Origin of the sequence: Aeromonas sp. 1805, assembly GCF_013085525.1 — a bacterium.
Lineage (GTDB): Bacteria > Pseudomonadota > Gammaproteobacteria > Enterobacterales > Aeromonadaceae > Aeromonas > Aeromonas hydrophila.
This window is the reverse complement of sequence record NZ_CP038515.1, coordinates 4,544,557-4,566,040: the sequence shown is the minus strand read 5'-3', so window position 1 is coordinate 4,566,040 and position 21,484 is coordinate 4,544,557. Positions and strand designations below refer to the sequence as shown.

Here is a 21,484-nt window from a genome sequence, read left to right as displayed (position 1 = left end):
GATATGGAATTAATTTCTGGTCAGAACGTGCAGTTGTCGGGTCATGAGCTTGTTATCGAGGTGACTTATCAGCAAGGGGGGGAATTCAGTGGCGACATTGATACATCGGCATTTTTATTAACAAATGTTGATAAGGTGCGTAGCGACAGCGACTTTATCTTCTACAATCAGCCCGAGTCACCGGATGGCGCAGTCAGCTACGAGAAGACTGCCACTGGGGGCCGCTATACGGTGAACACCTCAAAGGTAGATGAGGCGATTCAGAAGATCGCTCTGACAGTGGTGATTGACGGCAGCAGTACCGTCTCCCATCTTTCCTCTCTGGGGTTGAGCATTGCCGGTCAGGTTACTTATCAAGTGCCTCTGGTGGATCGCAGCGAGAAGGCTCTGATAATGGGCCAGATTTACCGACACGGCGGAGCGTGGAAGTTCAAGGCCCTTGGGATGGGCTTTAACGGCGGTCTGGCCGCTCTGGCAACCAACTATGGTGTGGTGGTTGATGATGAGCCCACAACCCCGACCCCGGCCCCCATTCCAGCACCTCGTAAGTCCCCTGCAGGCGTGAGCCTTGAGAAGAAGCTGGCTGAGCAGGCCCCTTACCTTGTCAGTTTGGCAAAACCTGTTGGTGTGAGTCTGGCGAAGCACAAGCTTGAGCAAGTGAAAGCCAAGGTTGCTTTCGTGCTAGACGGCTCCGGCTCAATGACCTCGCAGTTCAAGCGTGGCAATGTCCAAGCTGTTTTGGAAAGGATCGCTGTGCTGGCTGCTCAGTTTGACGATGACGGACAGATGGACGTTTGGGGGTTTGCTGAGCGGCACAAAAAATATCCCAATGTCTCTCTCAGTAATCTGAAGGGGTATATATCAAGTATCCAGTCCTCTGGTAAGAGAGGTCTGTTTGAACTGCTCCCAACATTGGGTGGAACGAATAACGAACCTCCTGTGATGAATGAAATTATTGATAATTTTAGAGATAGCAAGGAGCCGGTCTACATTGTCTTTATCACAGATGGTGGCATAAGCAAGACACGAGCAATAAAAGAGGCGATCCGAGAATCTGCCAACTACCCAATATTCTGGAAATTTGTCGGGCTAGGTGGGTCAAATTACGGTATTCTGGAAAATCTCGATAATTTTACCGACCGGGTGATCGATAATACAGACTTTTTTCCAATAGATGACTTCCAAAGTGTTTCAGATGAGCTCCTGTATGACAAGCTGCTTACGGAGTTTTCTGGTTGGCTGAGTGAAGCAAAGGGAAGGTCAATTATTAACTAACGAGGTTTTATTATAAAAGTGCGCCAAACTAGGCGCCTTTTTTATTATTAATAAATCAGAGTGGCCGTAATCGTTAGGCCAGTACCATCTTGTAAAAATTGTCAGTTATGAACAAAATGGTTTCCACGAAAAATTACTGAAAACCAAAATGATGTACACTAACAACCATTGCCAATGGCATCGGATGTCTGTTCAATTCCACCGTAATATGCAGTTAATGCTCAAGGATAACAAAACATCATTAATCTAAAATTAATTTGTGGGGGGGGATTTTTCTGTCGCTTATGTTTTGACAAGATGTCATCAATGGCTAAAAAAGCTAAAAAAGCTAAAAAAGCTAAAAAAGCTAAAAAAGCTAAAAAAGCTAAAAAAGAACATTTAAGAATGCGGTCCACCAAAGGTCACGTACTTCTCACCTCCTCCGTCATCTTCAGAAAAGTCCTCGGCAACCTAGTTGCCGGGGGCTTTTGCTATCTGGGTGCTTAATATTTAGCCTGAGTCTTGTCGGGATGAATTCCCTATAGTGCATTTAGCTGTGAAGATCTGCAGAGTGTCGATTGTCTGACAAAGTCGTGGATGGTTGGCTGTCCAGCGTCAAGGCTTGTGCCTGATGCAGCATGCGGCTAATCAAATCCACCATGATTTCTTGGTTGAGCTTGTCGAGCCACTCGCGAGCCCAGAGCAGGGTATTACGTTCATCTGTGTTGCTGAGCTGGAGTATTGGCCAATCAGCCATGTTGGCGAGCGATGTGGTCTGAAGATCGCCCAATGGAATGAACAGGGTCACCAGCCGATCCTGCTGCCTGATATGAAGAGTGAAGGGGCCCGCCGGGATGTCCAGTCCATCTGCATGTCGGTAGTGCGGAGGCAGGTACAGATGGCGGCAGAGGCCGGATAACATGGCATCGAATGTCATGGGAATTCCTGGCTGGTGGTGTCAAAAACGAACGTTGCTTGTGGCCATAGATTAGCCATCAATGTTCTGTCTGGAGTGTCGGCTGGCGAGCGTCTATCCGCTGCGAGCAGCCGCCACTCATCGGTAGACAGTTGATTGGGTTGATAGGCATCCAGTTGCCTGACCAGTCGGGTCAATCGGGAATTGAGTTCCATGCCCATCTCTTCGTGTGGTTGATGATTGGCGCACAGGATCGCAAAAATAGGGGCCAACTGGATATAAATTGAAGCCGGGTATTTTTAGATGAAGCGGTGCGCAGATAACCCGATGGCGGTTACCACTGCGGCCCTTCGTTTTGACGCCACTGTTCCAGCCAGCGCAGCACCTCGGCTGTTGCTTCGATCTGATCGGCAGGGATGTAGTTGTTGATCAGCGCATCTCGATAGAGGGCACGGGCCAATGGGATACGCTGCAGTACTGGAATGCCTTCCTCTTCAGCTATCTTGCGAACCTGCAGTGCCTGGGCATCGGTGAATTTGAGAGTCACCACAGGCAGGGGGGTCTCCCCTCGCTCGTAGCGGATGCCGATGGCAATATGAGTCGGGTTGGCGACGATGACCGAGGAACGCTTCACGTCGGCACGCATGTTGCTCGACTGCAGCTCCTGATGGAATTGACGGCGTTTGCTCTTGATCTCTGGACTCCCTTCCATTTCTTTGTATTCCCGTTTTACCTCGTCCTTGCTCATCTTGAGTTGCTTAGTGTGCTGATAGTGTTCGAAGGCGTAGTCGGCGATGGCAATCACCACGAAGCCCATGGCGCAGACTGCCATCAGCTGGGCCAGCATGCCTCCCAGTACAGGCGAAATACAGTTCATGCCGCACCCTGGCAGTTGCAACAGCACCTGCAGGTTACCCTCAATGGTGATCCAGACCAGCAGGCTGAGCAGAGTGACCTTGAGCAGGGATTTGACGAACTCCATCAGGCTCTTGATGGAGAAAATCTTCTTGGCCCCTTCCACCGGGTTGATCTTCTTGATGTCCGGTTTGATGGATTCGCCGCTCAGCAGAAAGCCGTATTGGGCAAAGTGGGAGATGAGAACCACCAGTACCGAGACGCCGAGCAGCGGGATACAGAGATAAGCCATCTCCTGCATCAGGTTTTCCAGCACATGGTTGAGGGCCTGAGTAAAGGGGAGATTGAGATGGGATTCCGGGATCAGCATCAATTTGCCCAGATGTTCCAGATAGTAATCGGACATCGCCATCAACATGCCGATAAGACTCAGAATGATGGCGGTGGAAACCACCTCCTTGCTTTTGACCACCTGACCCTTCTTGCGTGCGTCTCGCAATTTTTTAGGGGTGGGCTGCTCGGTTTTCTCTCCGCTCATCGCGCCTCCAGAATGGGGATCAGCAGTCGCAGCGGATCCATGACCGCCAGCACCTGCCTATAGGCGTGGTCCATCATCAACTTGATGTAGATAACCAGCAGCAGACTGGCAACGGCGCTCTTGATCGGCATTGCCAGGACGAAGACGTTGAGGGAGGGGGCAAAGCGGCTGATGAGTGCCAGCCCGAATTCAGCCAGAAACATGGCGATAAGCAGCGGTGCGGCCAGCAGAGCGCAAAGCAGTAGCATCTGGCTGAACTGGCTGTAGAAGAAGCTGACCCAGCGATCGCCGATGGTGGGGAAGAAGTGTGCGACAGGCCAGCTGGCATAGCTCTGAAACAGAGCAGAAAGGAGGGCGAGAAAGGCACCGCTAGCAAAGAAAAGGGTGATAAGAGTCTGGGTCAGCAATAGTCCGGTCGGGCTGGTTTGGCTGGCAAGACTCGGGTTGAAAATGGACGCCATGGCCGCGCCACGCTGGTTGTCGATGAGAAAGCCGCTTGCTTCGATAGCCCAGAAGGGGATGGCGGCCACAAAGCCGATCAGCAGGCCAAGCAGTACTTCCTTTGCTACCAGCAGGGCAAGATCCAGTGCTGTGATGGTGGGTGGCAACGTGTCGGCCACCATGGGGTAGGCAAAGAGGGCCAGCGAACAGATTACGCCATTGCGGATCATCGCACCCCCCAGCATCTGTTTGCTCAGTACCGGCAACATGACGAAACAGCTGATAAAGCGCGGCAGCAACAGGGTGTAGGCCAGCATCTGGCCCTGCAAGCTATCCAGGTTCATTGGATCTGAGGCACCTTGAATAGCACCATGTCGGCAAAGCTGTAGAGTTCGTTGCCAAGCCAAGCGGTAGTGGCAAACAGGGTGATCACCACGGCAATCAGTTTGGCGACGAAGCCCAGTGTTTGTTCCTGGATCTGGGTCAAGGCCTGCAATAAGGAGACAAGCGTGCCCACCAGCGCTGCCACCAACACCGGCGGCATGGAGAGGATCAGCACCAGCCAGAGGGTCTGGCTGGTGAAGTGGAGGATATCGGCGTGACTCATGTTAGCCTCCGTAACTGATGACCAGCCCGTGGGTGAGACGGGCCCAGCCATCAAGCAGCACAAATAGCAGCAGTTTGAAGGGTAGCGAGATGGTCATGGGGGACACCATCATCATCCCCATCGCCAGCAGAATGTTAGAGATGATGAGGTCGATGGCGATAAAGGGGAGATAAATCAGAAACCCTATCTCGAAGGCCCGGCTCAACTCGCTCACGGTAAAAGCAGGCAGCAGGATCAGCAGGCTGTCGGATTCCAGTCGATCGGCATACTCGCTGGGCCAAAGCTGTTTGGTGCTGTCGATGAAGAAGGCGTGCTCCCGCGGTTTGATCTGTTTTTTCAGGAAGGCGCAGTAGGGGGCCATTCCCTCGTCGAGAAACTTCTCCACCGATTCTGATTTGGCGAGCGATACCTCGTTTTGGCGCAGGTAATCCTGGGTTGCGAAACCGACCGGAGCCATCACATAGATGCTGAGGATGATGGCCAGTCCGTACATCGCCATGTTGGGGGGGATCTGCTGTACCCCCAGGGCGTTGCGCAGCAGCGAGAAGACCACCGCCAGCTTGACGAAGGAGGTAGCCATCACGGCAATAAAGGGAAGCAGCGCCAGCAGCGCCAGCCCGACGATAAGGTTTAGCTCGTCTGGTAACTGGATCATGACGCTGGCTCGCTCTTGAGGCTCTCGACCCGCACACCGAGTCGCCCTTGGATCTCAACCAGTCTGCCGCTACCGAGCTGATGGCCATTGCTGAAGATGCGTACCTCGCCGTCGACGGGGGCGCCGAGATCGATGAGTGAGCCCGGTTGCAAGGTGGTCAGAGAGTGCCAGTCCAGCGTCTGGCGGCCCACTTCAAAGGTAACTTGGATGGGGAGGTTATCCAGCTGGGTTGCATCGAGATTGTCATCGGCGGTGTTGTGCATGGCAGTCAGTTCCAGATGTTGTTGATGGGGAAGGCAATAGGCGAAGGGTCGCCCCTCGACGCAGACCAGCAACTGCTGGCCGAGCAATGGGTGAGGTGGTGGCAACAACACATCGCCACAGGTCAGCGTCTCAAGCTCACTGATGGCGACCCGCATTGCCCCCCACTGCAAGGAGAGGGTGAGGGGCAGCGCTAGGCGCTGTTGGCTTGGTCGAGTGGGCAGCTTGCCAAACAGTGGGCCTGGTTCGGCAAGCCAGAAGGTGAGGGTGACCCCCTCCCGCTTGAGCAGCAGCTGCAGTGCCGGCTGACCGGCGGCTTCGTTGGTGGTGAGCGGAGCCAACGCCGAGCAGCTGAGGTTGCCAAGAGGTTGACCAAGGCGCTCGATCAGCGCCAGTTGCAGCGATTCTGGCAGGCTGAACAGCGCGGCTTGTTGCAGGTCCTGCGCAAGCCAGCGGGCCAGTTCGGCGCCGTGGCACAAAAGCGGCAGGGAGAGCCCCTGCCACTGCAGTTGCAACCGGTAGTCGAGGGACGCTGGCTGCGATGCGATGGCGAGTATGAGCTCGCCGCCGCTCCAGCCATAGTGATGGCGGCACTGGCTGAGCCGCTGTTGCAGGGTCAGCTCCGCCGGTGAGGCGGAGGTAAAGGCAATCAATGTCATGCGTCGGCATCCCACTCGTCATAGATGGATCGTTTCTGGCGCGACCCCTGCTCGCTGTCGCCCCGGGTAAAGAGATCAACGGCGACTCGCTCACCGGGGTAGAGACGTTGCAGGCGATCGATAAGCTCACTGCGACCCTGATTGAGTAGCTGGGAGCCCTGTTCGCTGGCCAGCATCTCCACCTGCAGCATGCCCTGATGACGCTCGATGCGGATGGTGAGTTCCCCGAGCGCGGGCAGGGAGAGTTGCAGCAGAGGGGGGCGATCCAGACGACCCAGTTCAAGGTGCATATCCACTGCCAGCCGGCTGATCAGCTGGCCCAGTTCGTGATGATCAAAACTGGGCGTTACCCGGGCCAGCAGCAGGTCTCCCGGCGTTGTCGCGAGAGGAATAACCCGGATGGCCGAGCCGGCAAAGTTCTCTCTGGCAAGCAACTCCTCCTCGCTGGCCACTGGTGCCAGTTCAATAGGTGCATCTTCTGTTTGCAGCCGTTCGCCGACCTCAGGCCGAGTGGCCAGTTCGCTGGGCCCTTGCAGTTTGTTGCTGTCGCTTAGCTGGATACTCTCGGCGGGCTTTTCGCTCTGCTGTAGCCGGGTGAGTATTTTGTTTGGTATAGGCAGTGTCTGGTCCAAGGCACATTCATCGACTTTGTCCTGAGTGTCCGAGTCGTCTGCTACAGGTAACTTGTGACGATTGGCCAGCAGGTTGCTCTCTATTGACAATGTATCCTGTCGTGGTTTGGTTTGGGTGCCTTTTGGAGTAGTCAATGGTAGCTCGGCTGGGCTTCCATTGAGGCTTCTCTGGGTGTCCGGTTCGGCTACGGTAATCAACTCAGGGCCGCTGGTGATCTCACGTGGTAACCTCCAGGCTTGCTCTGTCGGCTCGGCTTGTGCTGTCTCGCGCTCTTGCTTCGTGGTTGGTGCCTGCATACCCTCGTGGATCTGAGGGGACGTCGCTGGAGGCTGCTGGGATTCCTGCCAATCGCCTCCCTCCTGTTTGTCATGGGGGACTTTGGCGTGTGGGGCTGGACGTGCTAGCTTCCTCTCTGCCAGTTCCGACTCCTTGTTAGCCGCTTTGCTGTTTGACAGGGGGGCATCCGGTTTTGACCGGCGCTCTTGCTCCTGTCTGCCTGGCACTCTCTTTTGATCACGCATTTTCTGTGATGCGGACTCGAGCTGTAGGGCCTGTTCGAAGCGCTGCTGCTGCGCCGGATCAGCCTTGTTCGCTTCGCGTTGCAAGCTGTGTTGCTCGCAAGCAATCTTGGTATCAGCGCGGGGGGCGGTGAGTCGGTTCATCTCTGGTCACATCCTGATCTGCTGGCGGAACTCTTCCTGTTCCTGCTCTTCGTTGTAGTCGTGCAGGGCTTGTTGGGCTGTCAGCTCCTGCCGGTGTAATTCGGCAAACTTTTCCTGCTGCTGGCGGGCTCGGTGCACCGCTAGCTGGCATGCCTGTAGTCGGGTGCGCTCTTCGGCTACCCGCTCGCCCTGCTCGGCGGCCAGCTGTTCAAGGTGGGCTTCTTGTTCTCGCAGCAGGGCGACCTGCTGTTGCCACTCTTTGAGTCCTTTGCGATCAAGCTGCTCTGCCTGACAGAGGGCAAACAGACGATCTTCTTCGACGAGGCGCCACTGACGGTAGTCAAGGCACTCCTGCTGTGCCTCTCGTTGCCGGGCATGGGCCTGCTGCAATTTGGCCTGCTGGGCGGCGAGCTGCTGCTCGGCCCGCTCCAGCCGCAACTGTTTTATCTGTTGCAGACGTCTGATCATCGGGTCAACGCCTCCAGGGTAGCGAGCGCTTCGGGCTGCGAGCTCGGTTCATGGGTGCCTTGTTTGAGCCACTGGCGGATCGCTTCAATGCGGGCGATTGCCTCGTCGGCCACCTTGTCTTGCCCCTTCTGGTATTCGCCGATCTGCAGCAGCAGTTCGACCTCTTCGTACTTGGCCAGCCAGCTGCGCAGGCGACTGGCCTGTGCCTGATGCTCAGGCTCGATGATCTGGTTCATGACCCGACTGGCGGAGCGCAGTACGTCTATAGCCGGGTAGTGATTGGCGGCCGCCAGCTTGCGCGAGAGGATGATGTGGCCATCGAGGATGGAGCGGGTCTCATCGGCCACCGGCTCGGTCATGTCATCACCTTCCACCAGCACGGTATAAAGAGCGGTGATGGAACCTTTGTCCGACTGGCCTGCCCGTTCCATCAGACGGGGCAGGGCGGCAAACACCGACGGCGGGTAGCCGCGGCGGGTTGGCGGTTCACCGGCGGCCAGGCCAATCTCACGCTGGGCACGGGCGAAGCGGGTGACGGAATCCATCAACAGCAGCACGCGTTTGCCCTGATCCCGGAAGTATTCAGCGATAGAAGTGGCGACAAAGCCGGCTTTGGCGCGCTCCATGGCGGGGCGATCAGAGGTTGCCACCACCAGCACGGCCTTTTTTAACCCCTCTTCTCCCAGATCCGCCTCGATAAACTCCCGCACTTCCCGGCCACGTTCGCCGATGAGGGCAAGCACGGTGACATCCACTTCGGCGCTGCGAATAAGCGAAGCCAACAGGGTGCTCTTGCCGCCACCGGCTGCAGCGAAGATCCCCATCCGCTGTCCCTCGCCACAGGTCAGCAGACCATCGATGGCGCGAATACCCAGCGAAATGGGTTGTGCGATCCGTTTTCGGCTCATGGGAGGAGGAGCATCCCGATAGACCGGATACCAGGCGGCTGGCTCTGGCAGGTGTCCGCCGGCAAAAGGATTGCCAAGCCCGTCCAATACCTGGCCCAGCAAATGCTCGCCCACTCCGACCTGATGCATGGCGCCGGTAGGGCTCACCTCGGTGTTGGAGGAGATGCCGAACATCTCGCCAAGGGGGGTGAGCAGCGCCTGATGCTGGGCAAATCCGATCACTTCTGCTTGCAAGGAGAGGGTGTTGTCCGGGTTGCGCAGATGGCACAACTCGCCGATGCGAACGCCGGGGACCACGGCTTTCAGCAGGGTCCCGGTCACCTGGGTGACACGGCCACGGATCTGGATCAACCGAGCGTCGTCAATGGCGTGACGCAGTTGGCCTGCAATGTGGTCGAAGGAAAGGTTCATAGGAAGCAACACCAGTAAAAACGGTGAGCACTATAAGTGATGGCGGCCAGAGCTGGATTTCAGCGCGAGTCGGGACTTTTTAGAAAACAGTTGGGAGAGGGCTAAAAATTCACGGCTGATTTTGGCATAGGTGAGGAACGGTGATTTTTATAATGCAATCCTCGTCAATCCATTCATCACGGGAGTTTCCATGGCCATTATCCAGAGCAACCCCTACCTCTCTGCCGCCCAGCCTGAAGGGCGCGCGGCAGAGGAGGTGTCCCGGCAACCCGCTTTGCAGAGAGGGCAATTTCAGGGCGAGCGGGTCGCCCTGGTGCCTGCATCCCAATCCCTGGCTGATGCGGCTGAAGAGCTCACGTTTGCCTTTTCCGAACGAGCCGAATTATCCCTGTCCAAACGCAAGCTGAGTGACAGCCATGCCCGGATCAGCGAGATCGAGGCACTGGTGGGGGAGTACCTGGACAAGGTTCCCGAGCTTGAACGCCAGCAGAAGATAAAGGAAATGGTGAGTCATCTTGGCAGCGGGCGACTGGCCAATCTATCGCAACTTCTGGCCTACCTGGAGAGCTATTCCGGGGAGGTTAGCGAGCAGTTTGAAGCGCTTTGCCAGGCGCGAAAAAACCTGGCGGGACGCCCCGAGATGCAGGGCACCCTCAATCTCATTGAACAGGCGCTGGCCAAGCTGGCTGATGAGCAGGGAACTGCCATCGTACTTGGCGCGCGCATCACGGGCCCGGCAGCCGAAGCTGCCAGGCAAGGTGTGGGGAGTGAGCAGGCACTGCGGGACCTCTATCGTGATGCGGTGCAGGACTATCGAGCCCTCTCCAGCGCGTGGCGTGATATTCACCATCGTTTTGGCAACGGTTCTTTGGAAAAGGTGACCGGTTTCATGATGAAGGCACTCAGTGCTGATCTCGACTCACAGCAGCGCTGGCTCGATCCGGTCAAGTTGGAACGGGTGATGAGCGACATGCACAAGCTGCGGTTGCTCAATACCCTCTCGGCTCAGGTAGATGAGCTGTGGCAGCGGGTGAAGGAGGGGGCGGCCCATGGCATACGGGCCTTCTGATCTGATGGGCGATCTGATTGCATTGGTGGAGACGCGCTGGGCAACGGTTCGGGATGTAGAGCAGGTCGGGACTGCACTGGAATTGGCGGATACCCGGCAGCAGGTGCAGCTCTATCAGGAGCTCAAGCGATTGATCCGTTTGTTGCCGATCGAGCTGTTCAGTGAGGAAGAGCAGCGTCAAAACCTGTTGCAATGTTGTCAGGGGGCGCTCGATAACGCCATCGAGCGGGAAGAGGATGAATTGTCTGGAGACCCGTCATGAACTGGATTGAACCTCAGCTGGTACAGTTTTGCCAGGATCTGGGCATTCCCATTGGAGAGCATCCTCACCACCTGATCCAGCTGGAGCTGGAACAGAGCGGTACGTTGCAACTGGAGCGTCACCAGGGACGGCTCACCCTCTGGTTGGCTCGCCGAGTGCCGTGGCATCAGAGTGCGGATGCCATTCACCATGCGATGACCCTTACCGCTGCGGCGCAGGCTCCCGTTTTGCCAGTGCGTTGTGGTTGGCTAGGTGAGGATCAACTGCTTTTGTTTGTCACGCTGGATGAGCGAGCGATCACTCTGCCGCTGCTGCATCAGGCGCTGAGAACCCTGACGCAACTGCAACGAGAGGCCCTGGCACCATGAGCTGGATCACGACAGCCTGTCATCCAGCAATCGCCTGCTTTGACGAGATCACTGAGCTCTTTCGCAAGGGATGGAGACGATGAGCCGTATTACTGCCGCCCATATCGGCATCGAGCAGCTCAGCGCCCTCACTCTGGATGAGCAAGAGCAGAGCTTGCCCGGACGCTACGCCCTGTTGCCTGATGGACAGTCCATCGAACCTCACATCAACCGGCTCTATCCCGAACGCCTGGCAGAACGAGCACTGCTGGACTTTGCTGCTCCCGCCCACGGCTTTCACGATTTGCTGCGGCCACGGGATTTCACCCTGGCGATGCAGGGGTTGCGAGCCCTATTGAAAGAGGGGGGAACGGATGAGCTCATGGCGGCGTCGGTATTGCTCGAACAGATGCATGAAGATGAACAACTGATGCAGATGACGCTTCATCTGTTGCACAAGGTATGACCATGACCCTTTCGTCACAGCAACAGGATCTGTTGTTGCTCACCGGCTGGCTGCATTTGCAGTACGGCCACCCTGATCGTGCCCGTACCCTGTTGACGGCTCTGTTGCAGCTCCATCCAGGACATGAGAGTGGGCGACGTACGCTGTTGGTGGCCTTGCTCAAGCTGGGCAAAGGAGAGGAGGCACTGGCTCATGTCGATTATCTGGTCTCAAAAGGCGTGACCGACCAGGCTTTATGGCTCTGTCGCAGCCGAGCCTGCCAGCTGGCAGGGCGACTCGATGAAGCCCGTTTTGCCTATCAATACTATCTCGAACTGGAAGAGCAGAATGAATCAACGCACCCTTGAGCTGCTGCGCCGGATTGGCGAGCGCAAGGACATCATGCTGGCGGTATTGCTGCTTGCCATCGTCTTCATGATGGTACTGCCGTTGCCGCCGGTGGCGCTCGATATTCTCATTGCCATCAACATGACCATCTCGGTGGTGCTGCTGATGATGGCGGTCTATATCAACTCACCATTGCAATTCTCCGCCTTTCCGGCGGTGTTGCTGATCACCACCCTGTTCCGGCTCGCCCTCTCGGTGAGTACTACCCGAATGATCTTGCTGCAGGCCGATGCCGGCCAGATCGTCTACACCTTCGGCAACTTCGTGGTAGGGGGCAATCTGGTAGTGGGGATCGTCATCTTCCTCATCATCACCATCGTCCAGTTTCTGGTGATCACCAAAGGCTCGGAGCGGGTAGCGGAGGTTAGCGCCCGCTTCTCCCTCGATGCCATGCCCGGCAAGCAGATGAGTATCGACGGCGACATGCGTGCCGGGGTGATCGACGTTCATGAGGCGCGGGAGCGGCGCAGCGTTATCGAGAAGGAGAGCCAGATGTTTGGCTCCATGGATGGCGCCATGAAGTTTGTGAAGGGGGACGCCATCGCGGGCCTCATCATCATCTTTGTCAACATCCTTGGTGGGGTCACCATAGGGGTGACCCAAAAGGGGTTGTCGGCGGCCGATGCGTTGCAGCTCTACTCCATCCTGACGGTAGGGGACGGCATGGTCTCCCAGGTGCCGGCGCTGCTTATCGCCATCACGGCGGGCATTATCGTGACCCGGGTTTCTTCCGAAGAGTCGGCCGATCTCGGTTCCGACATCGGTGCCCAGGTGGTGGCCCAGCCCAAGGCGATGCTGATCGGTGGTGTGCTGCTGGTGCTGTTTGGTCTGATCCCTGGCTTCCCAATGGTGACCTTCTTCACCCTGGCCGCCGTCGTGACCGCTGGTGGCTACTTTATCGGATTGCGCCAGCGTAACGCGCAGACCAGCAATCAGGATTTGCCCACTGTCCTGGCGCAAGGTGCTGGGGCCCCGGCGGCTCGCAGCAAACCCAAGGCCGGTGGTAAACCCCGCGGCAAGCTCGGTGAAAAGGAAGAGTTTGCCATGACGGTTCCTCTGCTGATCGATGTGGACGCCGCCCTGCAAGCTGAGCTGGAGGCCATCGCCCTCAACGATGAGCTGGTGCGGGTGAGGCGGGCTCTCTACCTCGATCTGGGGGTGCCTTTTCCTGGGATCCACTTGCGATTCAACGAAGGTGTGGGTGCTGGTGAATATCTGATCCAGCTGCAGGAGGTGCCGGTAGCCCGTGGCCTGCTAAGACCGGGCTATCTGCTGGTACAGGAGAATGCCTCTCAGCTTGAGCTATTGGGGATCCCCTATGAAGAGGACACTCCGCTGTTGCCGGGGCAGCCCACCCTGTGGGTGGCCAAGGAGCATCAGGAGCGGATCGAGAAGATGCGCCTTGCTGCTCTGACCCCCGATCAGGTGGTGACCTGGCACCTATCCCATGTGCTGCGTGAGTATGCCGAGGACTTTATCGGTATTCAGGAGACCCGCTATCTGCTGGAGCAGATGGAGGGGAGCTATGGAGAGTTGGTGAAAGAGGCTCAGCGGATCATCCCGTTGCAGCGCATGACTGAAATATTGCAACGGCTAGTGGGGGAGGACATCTCCATCCGCAACATGCGTGCGATTCTGGAGGCCATGGTTGAATGGGGCCAGAAGGAGAAGGATGTGGTGCAGCTCACCGAATATATCCGCAGCAGCCTCAAACGCTACATCTGCTACAAGTACGCCAACGGCAACAACATTCTGCCTGCTTATCTGCTTGATCAGCAGGTGGAGGAGCAGATCCGTGGCGGTGTTCGTCAAACCAGCGCGGGCAGTTACCTGGCGCTCGACCCCACTATTACCCAGAGCTTTCTGGAACAGGTGCGCCATACGGTAGGAGACCTGACCCAGATGCAGAACAAGCCGGTGCTCATCGTCTCCATGGATATTCGCCGCTATGTGCGCAAGCTCATCGAAGGTGATTACCATGCGCTGCCGGTACTCTCCTATCAGGAGTTGACTCAGCAGATCAACATTCAGCCGCTGGGGAGAGTGGGTCTATGACGCAGGATCCCTTGTTGCCCTGGTTTGCAGAAAGAGGGATTGCCTGCGCCGTGCATACCCTGTGCAGAACGCCTATCCCGCTTGGTCATGTGTTTGAGCATGCGGGGCTGCGGGTTGCCTGGCGTGTCGAGGCGTCAGAGCGGCGTATCTGGATTGTATTTATTGAGAGAGTGCATGAACGAGCAGGACTCAGTAATCCATTCGCCGCCCTTTATCTTTTGGCCCGAGCCGGTTTTTCCGTCTTGGGGAGCGGTTATGTGCTGTATGGCAATGTCTGTGTGTTGGGGAGCAGTCCCCTGAGCAGTGACCGGCTATCCCGTTTTTACCGTTGTTGGGCCGGGGCAAGTGAGCCGCAGCCAGGTTGGTTTTCACTCGATGTTGCAAAAGTTATCTCGTTGACATCCATGAGAAAACAACAAAACAGCGACCTCCCTTGATAGGAAGGGACGGCACGCAAAATTAAAATGGGAGGCAAGATGAAAGAACGCCCGGGCAATAGCAATGAGGCAACGATTGCGCAAGCTGAGCTGGCCATAAAAGACAGTGAGCAGCGTGCCGCCTTGTTGAATGAAATGTGGGATTCCCTCGGTATCAGCCCACAAATAACCCACTTGTTGTTTGCGGAAGGGTCGGCGGCACAAAAGTCACAGGCTGAACAGGAGTTGCTGGGGGAGCTGCATAGACGTCGTCAACACTCCCCACAGGAAAAAAACAGTGGGGCCCGTCCCAGACGCCCGGCCATGATGCGCGGTTTGGTCATATAGGATATAGCGATGGAAATTAGCTCGTACAAAAAAGATCCCCAATTGTTTCTGTCGGATCTTGGAAAGGTTGAACTTAATCAGCTGCAAGGCGGCAGCTCGTCGGCATTGGATGCGCTAGTCAAACTTCTTCAAGAGAAGAAAATAATCATTACCGCCACCTACGACAAGAAAATAGACAGCAATCCTTTTGCCGACAAAGTCGTCACCGAAAATGAGGTGCTGTTGAAAAAAGTACTCGCCTATTTTATGCCTGCCGACTCGAAGAATCCGGGCGGACAATACGATCTTCAGATAAAAGCCGGATTTGAGCAGCTTCATAAGTTAATTAATGAGGCTGCTGCCGCTGGCAAGACGAGATTTACCCTGCGAGAGTTCTTGGCTGCCACCCACTTTTCCCTGACCCCCGATCGCATCGATGATGATGTCATCGGAGCTATGCTCGATGCCATGGGCAGCCACAGCAGCAAGCGGGATACGCTCAAACACGAGGTGGGCAAGTTGACTGCCGAGTTGCGAAGCTACTCAATCATACAGACGGAGATCAGTACGGCGCAGCAGCATAACGGTACCGTAGAGGTCGGCAGGAAAGGCGTCAATATATTCGATTACAAGCATTATGGTTATGACAGCCATGAAGCTTTTGCCAAGAAAGATGCCAATGGCCAATATAACCCTCAGTACCAGCTGCTGAAAGAAATTGCTGTCGAGAGAAAAGAGACAGTGTTGAAGGACGAATCTTTATTACGCGCCGAAGCGACAGCCCAGGGTTTTTCACCAGAGGACTACCGTACTAAATTACAAACAGAGCTAGCTGATCTTAAAAATGATAAGCAGGTATTCCTCTCGGCTAGAGATTTCCTGATCTCACCGAAGAAGGATACGGGCGCCCTGAGCAACGTTAATTATTCCTATAAATATGAAAAAGATAATAATCCACTGAGCAATTTTGCGACCACAGTGGGCGATCGGGCCAAACCTCTCAATGACAAACTCGGCCAGAAGACCACGGAGCTGAATGATATCAGCTCTCGTTATAACTCGGTTATTGAAGCGCTCAATCGTTTTATCCAGAAATATGAAAGCGTAATGCAGCAGATCCTTCAGGCTATTTAATTTTCAGGAGCAGTAATGGAACACGACATGACCCAAGTGAACGAGCAGGCGGTAGAGGCCTTCCTGCAGGATGGTGGCACCCTCGCCATGCTCAACGAGGTATCTACCGATACCCTCGAGCAGCTCTATACCCTGGGTTTCAATCAATATCACGCCGGCAAGCATGACGAGGCACACAAGATTTTTCAGGCCCTCTGCGTGCTGGATCATTACGAAGCGCGTTTTTTTCTGGGACTGGGGGCTTGCCGCCAGGCGCTGGGACAATTCCGGCTGGCCATCGACAGTTATAGCTATGGCGCCATGATGGACCTGCAGGAGCCCCGCTTTCCTTTCCATGCCGCCGAGTGTCTCCTGCAGTTGGGAGAACTCGAGGGGGCCGAGAGTGGCTTCCACTCGGCCCAGTTGCTGGCGGCAGCAAAGCCGGAGCTGGCGGAACTGGCCGCCCGTGCCGGCATCATGTTGGAAGTAGTCAAAACCAAAAAGGATATGGAGCATGCATTCGATAAGCAGTGAACGCCCTCTCTCCATCGGAGGGATGCAACCCCCTCTGGTCGAGGACAACAAGGGGAGCAGTCAAGCCACTCAGGTGGCTGCCGGGGATAGCCATCGCCACGTCGAAAAACATGGGCAGGGGGTGGTGTTGCCGCAACCCATGCCAGGTATCAGGCAGCAGGTGAGTGCATCCCAACAGCAGGAACTTGATCAATTGAGGAAGACGGCACAGCTGGGGACCGCCAATGCGGCCAAGCTGCTGGGCAGCAGTACTTTGCTGAACAAACTGGCGTTTGCGTCTCCCGAAGAGTTCGAGATTGAGCTGGGCAAGATGACCAGCGAACTGGAGCAAACTCAGAAGAAGTTGAAACTGGCAGATCTCGAGCGGATCCGTGCCGAGAATCTGAAAAAAATTGATGAAAACCAGACCAAGATGAAGGAAGCCAGCGAGGCTGCCGACAAGGCCAAGAAGTCTGGTCTGGCTTCCAAAATCTTTGGCTGGATCAGCGCCATCGCTTCCATGGTCATCGGTGCCATCTTGATCGCTACCGGCGTAGGGGCCGCCGTTGGAGCCATGATGATCGTCGGCGGTGCCGTTGGGGTCGCGAATATGGCGATCCAGCAAGCCGCTGCAGATGGCCGTATTTCGCCCGAAACGATGAAGGTATTGGGGCCCATCATGATTGCGGCTGAGATCTTAGTGGCCATTGTTTCTATCGCGGTCACCTTTGGGGCAAGTGCCGCCAGTACCGCCATGAAAGCCGTCAAATTTGCTACTCAGGCGGCAGATCTTGTAGTTGATATTGGTACCGGGACAGCCAAGGCCGTCGATGGCGGGTTGCAGGCAGACGCGCAGATCAAACAGGCGAACTTGCTGGAAAATCGGCAGGTGATGACCGAGCTACAAGGGGTGATGGACAAGCTCAAGGAGGCCTTGTCACAGATGACGGAATCATTCCAGCAGGTAATGGAGATGATTTTCCAGATGATCACGGCCAAGGGGGCCATGCTCAACAGCCTTGCCAGCAGACCGACAGCCATTTAAGGAGAATGCGAGATGAACAATATCAATACGAATAACCACATCCCGGGTAACACCTATGTTGCGCCTGCCGATGGGCAGGGGGTAGAAAACAAAGAAGGTTTGGCAGGGCAGGGGACCACCCATGAGCCAGGTCACAAAACAGTGCACACGACCCCGCAACGTCAAGCGTTGCCCGAGTTGATTGGTCCACGTCAGGGGCTGGATTCGAGCCTGCTGAGCAAGGGGGGGTCTGAGCTCGACAATGTTCTCAGTATTATGAGCCTGCTGTTCGAGATGGCGCGCAAGGCCCGCGAAATGGGCTTGTTGCAGCGGGACATGGAAAATCAGGCTGTGATTGCCGCCCAGAAGGATCAGGTGAGCGAGATGCGACATGGCGCCAATCTGATGATCGCCATGGCGGTAGTATCCGGTGTGATGACCGTCGCTTCGGCCGTCATGGGCGGCTTTTCCTTGAGCAAGTCTGCCAAAGCCATCAAACAGGACAAGGCACTGAACGCCAATATGGCGGGTCGAGAGAAAGATCTGCAAAAAATGGCGGACGTGAAGAAGAGTACGGGGCAAGAAATGGGGGATGCTGGTCAGGAGTTAATGACCAGGAACCAGCATGACAAGGCTGCCTTGAAAACACTGAACAAGAAGTTTGAGGCCAACAATGCGCGTCAGCAGCTGGCTGGCACCGTGTTGCAAGGATCTGCCCAAATGGGCAATAGCACCACCCAGGTTTTCCAGGGCTATTCCCAGGCCAATGCCAAGGAAGATGAAGTGCGCTCCAGCATTGCCCAGACGCAGAAGCAAAAAGTGGAAGATCTGATGAACTTCAACAACAACTTCATGAAAGATGTGCTTCAGATGATGCAGCAATATGCCCAGAGCCACAATCAGGCCATGCGTGCCGCATTTGGCGTGGCATAACGGCCTCATCACCAATGTATGTCAAGCGCCCATCCGGGCGCTTTTTTTATCATTTTTCTTAAAAGAGCCGCCTTTGAGTGACAGCCAGCGTGGGACAGGCAGGCTAACATCCTCTCCTCTCTGCTGGAGGACATCATGGATCTAACCCTCACCATCAATCAGCTGTTTGCTGAGTTTGCTACCAAATATGGCTTGCCATCTTTAGCCTTGAATCAGGAAGGCGTTGCAGCATTGTGCTTTGATGACCGGCTAAAGCTGGGTCTGATCCTGGTGCCAGAACGGGATCATCTGGTTTTGCAGGTCGATGTCGCCGAATTGCATCAGGTTGGCGAAGGTATTTTTCGTCAGCTGGCCAGTTTCAACCGCCATTGGTATCAGTTCAATCTGCACTTCGGTTTTGATGACGAGAGCCTGACGGTACAGCTATATCGTCAGATGTCCGCCAGTCAACTGACACTGACAGCCCTCGAAGAGAGTCTGGCCAGCATGCTGGAACATGCCGAGTTCTGGCAGGAGTTGCTGCAATCACGGCATGAGGTCGAGCATGGTCATGAAGAGATGAGGGGAGTTCGGGTATAGCCATGAAGATACAGGAACAGCAAGCGGTAACGGTATCGCAAGGCACGCTCCAAGCAAGAGATGGCAGCTTTGCCGGGCGAGCGATGCATGTGCTCCCGATGACCCGCGTTCAGCAGCCCTTGTCGGTATTGTTACGTGGTTCCATTACCCTCGATCGGGTTCAGGAAGTGGCGTTGCAGCGTCTGCAGCAGGGTGCGCATTTGCCGCTGTCCGCTCGCAGGATCAGGGTCGTATGAGAATATGGCTTGCGCTAGTGCTGCTGACTGCGCTGAGTGGTTGCGTTACGACACCCGTGTTCAAACCCGCGTTGGCACAGGTAAAAGGAGAGGTGCGTCTGGCGGGAAGATTGCCTTTCCCGGCCCGGGTGGAGGTCACTGTGCTGAGCGTGATCGATGGTCGTCCTTTGGCTGTGGCGGAAACGGAATATGACGTGACCATGTTGCCACTGGTATTTGAGCTGCGCCTGACACCTTTGCAAATGGCGGAGGGTGACTTATATCTGCGTACGCGATTGCGTTTCATCGGCAGTTCAGCAGTACAAGCCAGTCATCAGCAGAAAGTTTTTAAGGCGTTTAATCCTGATGGTTACGTCATTAATTTGCAGCCCAAGACTTGCTATCCATTATGTCAATAATGACATTATTCACAAACAATACTGAAATCAGCTGTTTATGGCTCTTATGATTCAATGGTAAAGTTTCTTTTTGTAACAAACTATCCCAGCATATAACAGTAACTTAATTTGAATCTCCAAATAACACATGACTAGTGTATTGACTCTAATTTGTGACTGGTTTTCTTGCGTGTGGCTGTTGTAGGATGCTCCCCCTCATTTCAATGGTGATTAATTAGTTGCCGGCATTGAGATGACTTAATTTAAAAATAAAACGCCAATAATAAGACTCCCAGCAGAAATCCTGTCTTTGCTGAGGCGTCACAGGCACCACACGCAGATTCAGGAAAACGAAAAATATGAAAGGCATTACAACCACAGAGAAGGGCGATATAGCCCAGCTCCAGTGGTGCATGTCTGCTTTTAACGTCATTGAGCATACACAGGAGGGAATATACATCCTGCTGGAAGGCTCCATGACCTGGCAAGACTGCACCGATACCTACGAGTTATCCGCCAATGAGTTGATGTTCGTACGCCGTGGCAATTATGCGGTTTGTACCGGTGAAGCACCTTGCCACCTGCTTTGGTTACCCCTTTCAAATACCTTTCTGCAAGGTTTCTTGCAACGTTTTGGTTCACTGCTGAGCGACGTGCCCAGAATTGACGCCATGGCCCCCAGTCTGTTGCCATTTTGTGCCTCGCCACTATTGACCCAATGTATTCAGGGTTTACGTGGCTTGACCGAACATGAATACCCGCCAGCATTAGCTCAGCTACGTACTGAGGAGCTGTTGTTTCTATTGGCTTTTGGTGAGTCCGGCCCGCAACTGATGTCGATTCTGCGTCAATTGAGCAACCGCCAGGTTGAACGGTTGCAGCACTTCATGGAAAAGCATTATTTGATGGAGTGGAAACTCAGTGAATTTGCCAAAGAATTTGGCATGGGCTTGACCACATTCAAGGAGCTTTTCGGGTCTATTTATGGGGTGTCTCCCCGAGCCTGGATCAGCGAGCGGCGTATTCTCTATGCTCATCAGTTATTACTCAATAGCGAGATGAGTATAGTGGATATTGCGATGGAGGCTGGGTTCTCCAGCCAGTCCTATTTCACCCAGAGTTATCGCCGCCGTTTCGGTTGTACGCCAAGTCGCGCCAGACATGGCAAAGATTAACGTCGGACTAAAATAATCTGACGTTTTTTATAAGTCAGGGAAGGGCGTAATGGATAGAATGGTCGCATATCAACACATTATCCCATTATTGCCCGCAGCAAGATGAGCAAGGCATAGCATGAGTCAGCAAGATCACCAATCTCCCAAACGAGGCCTGTTTGCAGGCCGCCGGGTCACTGTCGTCCAGTCAGCGTCTCTTTGTAAAGACCAGCTGGTTGGCCAGCAGTCCGTGCTCAGCTATCAGGATGCCGGTGTATTGACTGCCCAGCAGATGAACCTGTTGCAGCGGGTACTGCCCAGAACCCGTCTGGAGAGTCTGCTGGCATCGGTCTGGTTTCAGCGCCGCGTGGATGTCGCCATGGCCGTGTCACGTCAGGATCTGCAGCGGATCCTGCGGTTGGCTGCGGGTGAGGGGGGTGACTGGATTGCCCAACTGGGGGATAGCATCAATCTGGCAGAGCGGTCGCAGTTATGGCATTGGGTGTTATATCCCTTGCATCGCTGGTGGGTCCGTCATCAGGAACCCCTCCACACCGGCTGGATCAATGAGCTGGCACAGTTGCAGGTCATGCGACGGCAGTTGCATGCTCAGGCCGCCTTCTGGCAGACGGTGGTGGATGTACAGTCTGGCATTGAGAGCAAGATTGCAGCCCAGCTGGCTCAGCTGACCCAGCGTGAACAGGAACTGCAACAGCTGCAGGCTGAATGTGAAGATCGCCTTCATCTGGCTTGGCCTGCCTGGTATGGGCAGCAGACTGAGGAGGGTGACCCGGCTGTGCTCATGCCGGTACCTCTCGAGCTGGAGGCATTCTGGCATGCCCTGCAGGTGTTACCGCATCAATCCACAGCTGCTCAGATGTTGCACGAGTGGCTTGCTGAAAGAGGGCTGGCCCTTTCTCAGGACCGCTTCTACTGGCAGCCTCCGGCCCGCTAGATA

29 protein-coding genes are annotated in these 21,484 nt (G+C 55.2%); 19 read left to right on the top strand and 10 right to left on the bottom strand.

The features are described from left to right. Positions 1 to 3: 3 nt before the first annotated feature. Both E5E96_RS21230 and E5E96_RS21225 read left to right on the top strand, forming a co-directional pair. Positions 4 to 1,275 (top strand): VWA domain-containing protein, encoded by a 1,272-nt coding sequence (locus tag E5E96_RS21230; RefSeq protein WP_171283089.1) that lies wholly within the window; start codon positions 4 to 6, stop codon positions 1,273 to 1,275. 306 nt (positions 1,276 to 1,581) lie between these two features. Beyond that, on the top strand, positions 1,582 to 1,761 hold the full coding sequence (locus E5E96_RS21225) for a hypothetical protein (RefSeq protein ID WP_171281271.1): 180 nt from the start codon (positions 1,582 to 1,584) through the stop codon (positions 1,759 to 1,761). Between the two features lie 43 nt (positions 1,762 to 1,804). Here E5E96_RS21225 and E5E96_RS21220 read toward each other — a convergent pair whose 3' ends face one another. From E5E96_RS21220 to ascN, 10 genes are all read right to left on the bottom strand, one after another. Beyond that, positions 1,805 to 2,191 (bottom strand): hypothetical protein, encoded by a 387-nt coding sequence (locus E5E96_RS21220; RefSeq protein ID WP_171283088.1) that lies wholly within the window; start codon positions 2,189 to 2,191, stop codon positions 1,805 to 1,807. After that, positions 2,188 to 2,385, bottom strand: coding sequence for a hypothetical protein (locus tag E5E96_RS21215; protein ID WP_171283087.1), 198 nt, complete (start codon positions 2,383 to 2,385; stop codon positions 2,188 to 2,190). Before E5E96_RS21215 ends, E5E96_RS21220 begins: the two co-directional genes overlap by 4 nt. A 119-nt stretch (positions 2,386 to 2,504) precedes the next feature. Continuing rightward, positions 2,505 to 3,563, bottom strand: coding sequence for a SctU family type III secretion system export apparatus subunit AscU (gene ascU / locus E5E96_RS21210; protein ID WP_171283086.1), 1,059 nt, complete (start codon positions 3,561 to 3,563; stop codon positions 2,505 to 2,507). Beyond that, positions 3,560 to 4,348 carry a type III secretion system export apparatus subunit SctT gene (sctT, locus tag E5E96_RS21205; RefSeq protein ID WP_042066755.1) on the bottom strand — a complete coding sequence of 263 codons (789 nt, stop codon included), beginning with the start codon at positions 4,346 to 4,348 and terminating at the stop codon, positions 3,560 to 3,562. Before sctT ends, ascU begins: the two co-directional genes overlap by 4 nt. After that, positions 4,345 to 4,611, bottom strand: a complete 267-nt coding sequence (gene ascS / locus E5E96_RS21200; RefSeq protein ID WP_017408012.1) for a SctS family type III secretion system export apparatus subunit AscS — start codon at positions 4,609 to 4,611, stop codon at positions 4,345 to 4,347. The genes sctT and ascS overlap by 4 nt, the downstream gene beginning before the upstream one ends. Position 4,612: 1 nt before the next feature. Then, complete coding sequence (gene ascR / locus E5E96_RS21195; RefSeq protein WP_171283085.1) at positions 4,613 to 5,266, bottom strand: SctR family type III secretion system export apparatus subunit AscR; 654 nt, start codon at positions 5,264 to 5,266, stop codon at positions 4,613 to 4,615. After that, a complete protein-coding gene (sctQ, locus tag E5E96_RS21190; RefSeq protein ID WP_171283084.1) occupies positions 5,263 to 6,186 on the bottom strand; it encodes a type III secretion system cytoplasmic ring protein SctQ in 924 nt (307 codons plus the stop codon). Before sctQ ends, ascR begins: the two co-directional genes overlap by 4 nt. Continuing rightward, positions 6,183 to 7,481, bottom strand: coding sequence for a type III secretion system needle length determinant (locus E5E96_RS22795; protein ID WP_301271275.1), 1,299 nt, complete (start codon positions 7,479 to 7,481; stop codon positions 6,183 to 6,185). The genes sctQ and E5E96_RS22795 overlap by 4 nt, the downstream gene beginning before the upstream one ends. A 6-nt stretch (positions 7,482 to 7,487) precedes the next feature. Further along, positions 7,488 to 7,949, bottom strand: a complete 462-nt coding sequence (locus E5E96_RS21180) for a YscO family type III secretion system apparatus protein (protein WP_045527223.1) — start codon at positions 7,947 to 7,949, stop codon at positions 7,488 to 7,490. Further along, positions 7,946 to 9,268, bottom strand: coding sequence for a SctN family type III secretion system ATPase AscN (gene ascN, locus E5E96_RS21175; protein WP_171283083.1), 1,323 nt, complete (start codon positions 9,266 to 9,268; stop codon positions 7,946 to 7,948). The genes E5E96_RS21180 and ascN overlap by 4 nt, the downstream gene beginning before the upstream one ends. 190 nt (positions 9,269 to 9,458) lie before the next feature. On the opposite strand from ascN, the gene sctW reads away from it, so the two are divergent. From sctW to E5E96_RS21090, 17 genes are all read left to right on the top strand, one after another. Further along, positions 9,459 to 10,337: a type III secretion system gatekeeper subunit SctW gene (gene sctW / locus E5E96_RS21170; protein WP_171283268.1), complete on the top strand. Its 879-nt coding sequence runs from the start codon at positions 9,459 to 9,461 to the stop codon at positions 10,335 to 10,337. Next, the gene (locus tag E5E96_RS21165; RefSeq protein WP_171283082.1) at positions 10,318 to 10,599 is read left to right on the top strand and encodes a TyeA family type III secretion system gatekeeper subunit; all 282 of its coding nucleotides are present in this window, start codon (positions 10,318 to 10,320) and stop codon (positions 10,597 to 10,599) included. Before sctW ends, E5E96_RS21165 begins: the two co-directional genes overlap by 20 nt. After that, positions 10,596 to 10,967: a SycN family type III secretion system chaperone Acr2 gene (gene acr2 / locus E5E96_RS21160; RefSeq protein ID WP_171283081.1), complete on the top strand. Its 372-nt coding sequence runs from the start codon at positions 10,596 to 10,598 to the stop codon at positions 10,965 to 10,967. Before E5E96_RS21165 ends, acr2 begins: the two co-directional genes overlap by 4 nt. A 79-nt stretch (positions 10,968 to 11,046) precedes the next feature. Then, complete coding sequence (gene ascX / locus E5E96_RS21155; RefSeq protein WP_029302718.1) at positions 11,047 to 11,412, top strand: type III secretion system protein AscX; 366 nt, start codon at positions 11,047 to 11,049, stop codon at positions 11,410 to 11,412. Between the two features lie 2 nt (positions 11,413 to 11,414). Continuing rightward, positions 11,415 to 11,759, top strand: a complete 345-nt coding sequence (gene ascY, locus E5E96_RS21150; protein WP_289712083.1) for a type III secretion system chaperone AscY — start codon at positions 11,415 to 11,417, stop codon at positions 11,757 to 11,759. Continuing rightward, positions 11,692 to 13,854, top strand: coding sequence for a SctV family type III secretion system export apparatus subunit AscV (gene ascV / locus E5E96_RS21145; RefSeq protein WP_301271274.1), 2,163 nt, complete (start codon positions 11,692 to 11,694; stop codon positions 13,852 to 13,854). The genes ascY and ascV overlap by 68 nt, the downstream gene beginning before the upstream one ends. Next, positions 13,851 to 14,291 (top strand): LcrR family type III secretion system chaperone, encoded by a 441-nt coding sequence (locus E5E96_RS21140; protein WP_171283078.1) that lies wholly within the window; start codon positions 13,851 to 13,853, stop codon positions 14,289 to 14,291. The genes ascV and E5E96_RS21140 overlap by 4 nt, the downstream gene beginning before the upstream one ends. A 39-nt stretch (positions 14,292 to 14,330) precedes the next feature. Next, the gene (locus tag E5E96_RS21135; protein WP_171283077.1) at positions 14,331 to 14,618 is read left to right on the top strand and encodes an LcrG family type III secretion system chaperone; all 288 of its coding nucleotides are present in this window, start codon (positions 14,331 to 14,333) and stop codon (positions 14,616 to 14,618) included. Positions 14,619 to 14,627: 9 nt separating this feature from the next. Next, positions 14,628 to 15,731, top strand: coding sequence for a virulence-associated V antigen (locus E5E96_RS22790; protein ID WP_171283076.1), 1,104 nt, complete (start codon positions 14,628 to 14,630; stop codon positions 15,729 to 15,731). A 15-nt stretch (positions 15,732 to 15,746) separates the two neighbouring features. Further along, positions 15,747 to 16,244, top strand: coding sequence for a SycD/LcrH family type III secretion system chaperone AcrH (gene acrH, locus E5E96_RS21125; RefSeq protein WP_029302796.1), 498 nt, complete (start codon positions 15,747 to 15,749; stop codon positions 16,242 to 16,244). Further along, positions 16,225 to 17,268 carry a type III secretion system translocon subunit SctE gene (gene sctE, locus E5E96_RS21120; RefSeq protein ID WP_171283075.1) on the top strand — a complete coding sequence of 348 codons (1,044 nt, stop codon included), beginning with the start codon at positions 16,225 to 16,227 and terminating at the stop codon, positions 17,266 to 17,268. Before acrH ends, sctE begins: the two co-directional genes overlap by 20 nt. A gap of 12 nt (positions 17,269 to 17,280) precedes the next feature. Next, a complete protein-coding gene (locus tag E5E96_RS21115) occupies positions 17,281 to 18,180 on the top strand; it encodes a YopD family type III secretion system translocon subunit (protein WP_171283074.1) in 900 nt (299 codons plus the stop codon). Between the two features lie 135 nt (positions 18,181 to 18,315). Next, positions 18,316 to 18,759, top strand: coding sequence for a type III secretion system chaperone (locus tag E5E96_RS21110; RefSeq protein ID WP_029302724.1), 444 nt, complete (start codon positions 18,316 to 18,318; stop codon positions 18,757 to 18,759). Positions 18,760 to 18,761: 2 nt separating this feature from the next. Beyond that, on the top strand, positions 18,762 to 18,995 hold the full coding sequence (locus E5E96_RS21105; RefSeq protein ID WP_171283073.1) for a T3SS regulon translocated regulator ExsE family protein: 234 nt from the start codon (positions 18,762 to 18,764) through the stop codon (positions 18,993 to 18,995). Beyond that, the gene (locus tag E5E96_RS21100) at positions 18,992 to 19,393 is read left to right on the top strand and encodes a YscW family type III secretion system pilotin (protein ID WP_171283072.1); all 402 of its coding nucleotides are present in this window, start codon (positions 18,992 to 18,994) and stop codon (positions 19,391 to 19,393) included. The genes E5E96_RS21105 and E5E96_RS21100 overlap by 4 nt, the downstream gene beginning before the upstream one ends. A 338-nt stretch (positions 19,394 to 19,731) precedes the next feature. After that, on the top strand, positions 19,732 to 20,547 hold the full coding sequence (locus E5E96_RS21095) for an AraC family transcriptional regulator (protein WP_029302727.1): 816 nt from the start codon (positions 19,732 to 19,734) through the stop codon (positions 20,545 to 20,547). Between the two features lie 118 nt (positions 20,548 to 20,665). Then, positions 20,666 to 21,481 (top strand): T3SS regulon anti-activator ExsD domain-containing protein, encoded by an 816-nt coding sequence (locus tag E5E96_RS21090; protein WP_171283071.1) that lies wholly within the window; start codon positions 20,666 to 20,668, stop codon positions 21,479 to 21,481. Positions 21,482 to 21,484 lie beyond the last annotated feature (3 nt).

What these genes read in the sequence shown, in the direction of transcription:
- E5E96_RS21230 (WP_171283089.1), top strand. Translation starts at nt 4, where the DNA reads ATGGAATTAATTTCTGGTCAGAACGTGCAGTTGTCGGGTCATGAGCTT.
- E5E96_RS21225 (WP_171281271.1), top strand. Translation starts at nt 1,582, where the DNA reads ATGGCTAAAAAAGCTAAAAAAGCTAAAAAAGCTAAAAAAGCTAAAAAA.
- E5E96_RS21220 (WP_171283088.1), bottom strand. Translation starts at nt 2,191, where the DNA reads ATGACATTCGATGCCATGTTATCCGGCCTCTGCCGCCATCTGTACCTG.
- E5E96_RS21215 (WP_171283087.1), bottom strand. Translation starts at nt 2,385, where the DNA reads ATGGAACTCAATTCCCGATTGACCCGACTGGTCAGGCAACTGGATGCC.
- ascU (WP_171283086.1), bottom strand. Translation starts at nt 3,563, where the DNA reads ATGAGCGGAGAGAAAACCGAGCAGCCCACCCCTAAAAAATTGCGAGAC.
- sctT (WP_042066755.1), bottom strand. Translation starts at nt 4,348, where the DNA reads ATGAACCTGGATAGCTTGCAGGGCCAGATGCTGGCCTACACCCTGTTG.
- ascS (WP_017408012.1), bottom strand. Translation starts at nt 4,611, where the DNA reads ATGAGTCACGCCGATATCCTCCACTTCACCAGCCAGACCCTCTGGCTG.
- ascR (WP_171283085.1), bottom strand. Translation starts at nt 5,266, where the DNA reads ATGATCCAGTTACCAGACGAGCTAAACCTTATCGTCGGGCTGGCGCTG.
- sctQ (WP_171283084.1), bottom strand. Translation starts at nt 6,186, where the DNA reads ATGACATTGATTGCCTTTACCTCCGCCTCACCGGCGGAGCTGACCCTG.
- E5E96_RS22795 (WP_301271275.1), bottom strand. Translation starts at nt 7,481, where the DNA reads ATGAACCGACTCACCGCCCCCCGCGCTGATACCAAGATTGCTTGCGAG.
- E5E96_RS21180 (WP_045527223.1), bottom strand. Translation starts at nt 7,949, where the DNA reads ATGATCAGACGTCTGCAACAGATAAAACAGTTGCGGCTGGAGCGGGCC.
- ascN (WP_171283083.1), bottom strand. Translation starts at nt 9,268, where the DNA reads ATGAACCTTTCCTTCGACCACATTGCAGGCCAACTGCGTCACGCCATT.
- sctW (WP_171283268.1), top strand. Translation starts at nt 9,459, where the DNA reads ATGGCCATTATCCAGAGCAACCCCTACCTCTCTGCCGCCCAGCCTGAA.
- E5E96_RS21165 (WP_171283082.1), top strand. Translation starts at nt 10,318, where the DNA reads ATGGCATACGGGCCTTCTGATCTGATGGGCGATCTGATTGCATTGGTG.
- acr2 (WP_171283081.1), top strand. Translation starts at nt 10,596, where the DNA reads ATGAACTGGATTGAACCTCAGCTGGTACAGTTTTGCCAGGATCTGGGC.
- ascX (WP_029302718.1), top strand. Translation starts at nt 11,047, where the DNA reads ATGAGCCGTATTACTGCCGCCCATATCGGCATCGAGCAGCTCAGCGCC.
- ascY (WP_289712083.1), top strand. Translation starts at nt 11,415, where the DNA reads ATGACCCTTTCGTCACAGCAACAGGATCTGTTGTTGCTCACCGGCTGG.
- ascV (WP_301271274.1), top strand. Translation starts at nt 11,692, where the DNA reads ATGAAGCCCGTTTTGCCTATCAATACTATCTCGAACTGGAAGAGCAGA.
- E5E96_RS21140 (WP_171283078.1), top strand. Translation starts at nt 13,851, where the DNA reads ATGACGCAGGATCCCTTGTTGCCCTGGTTTGCAGAAAGAGGGATTGCC.
- E5E96_RS21135 (WP_171283077.1), top strand. Translation starts at nt 14,331, where the DNA reads ATGAAAGAACGCCCGGGCAATAGCAATGAGGCAACGATTGCGCAAGCT.
- E5E96_RS22790 (WP_171283076.1), top strand. Translation starts at nt 14,628, where the DNA reads ATGGAAATTAGCTCGTACAAAAAAGATCCCCAATTGTTTCTGTCGGAT.
- acrH (WP_029302796.1), top strand. Translation starts at nt 15,747, where the DNA reads ATGGAACACGACATGACCCAAGTGAACGAGCAGGCGGTAGAGGCCTTC.
- sctE (WP_171283075.1), top strand. Translation starts at nt 16,225, where the DNA reads ATGCATTCGATAAGCAGTGAACGCCCTCTCTCCATCGGAGGGATGCAA.
- E5E96_RS21115 (WP_171283074.1), top strand. Translation starts at nt 17,281, where the DNA reads ATGAACAATATCAATACGAATAACCACATCCCGGGTAACACCTATGTT.
- E5E96_RS21110 (WP_029302724.1), top strand. Translation starts at nt 18,316, where the DNA reads ATGGATCTAACCCTCACCATCAATCAGCTGTTTGCTGAGTTTGCTACC.
- E5E96_RS21105 (WP_171283073.1), top strand. Translation starts at nt 18,762, where the DNA reads ATGAAGATACAGGAACAGCAAGCGGTAACGGTATCGCAAGGCACGCTC.
- E5E96_RS21100 (WP_171283072.1), top strand. Translation starts at nt 18,992, where the DNA reads ATGAGAATATGGCTTGCGCTAGTGCTGCTGACTGCGCTGAGTGGTTGC.
- E5E96_RS21095 (WP_029302727.1), top strand. Translation starts at nt 19,732, where the DNA reads ATGAAAGGCATTACAACCACAGAGAAGGGCGATATAGCCCAGCTCCAG.
- E5E96_RS21090 (WP_171283071.1), top strand. Translation starts at nt 20,666, where the DNA reads ATGAGTCAGCAAGATCACCAATCTCCCAAACGAGGCCTGTTTGCAGGC.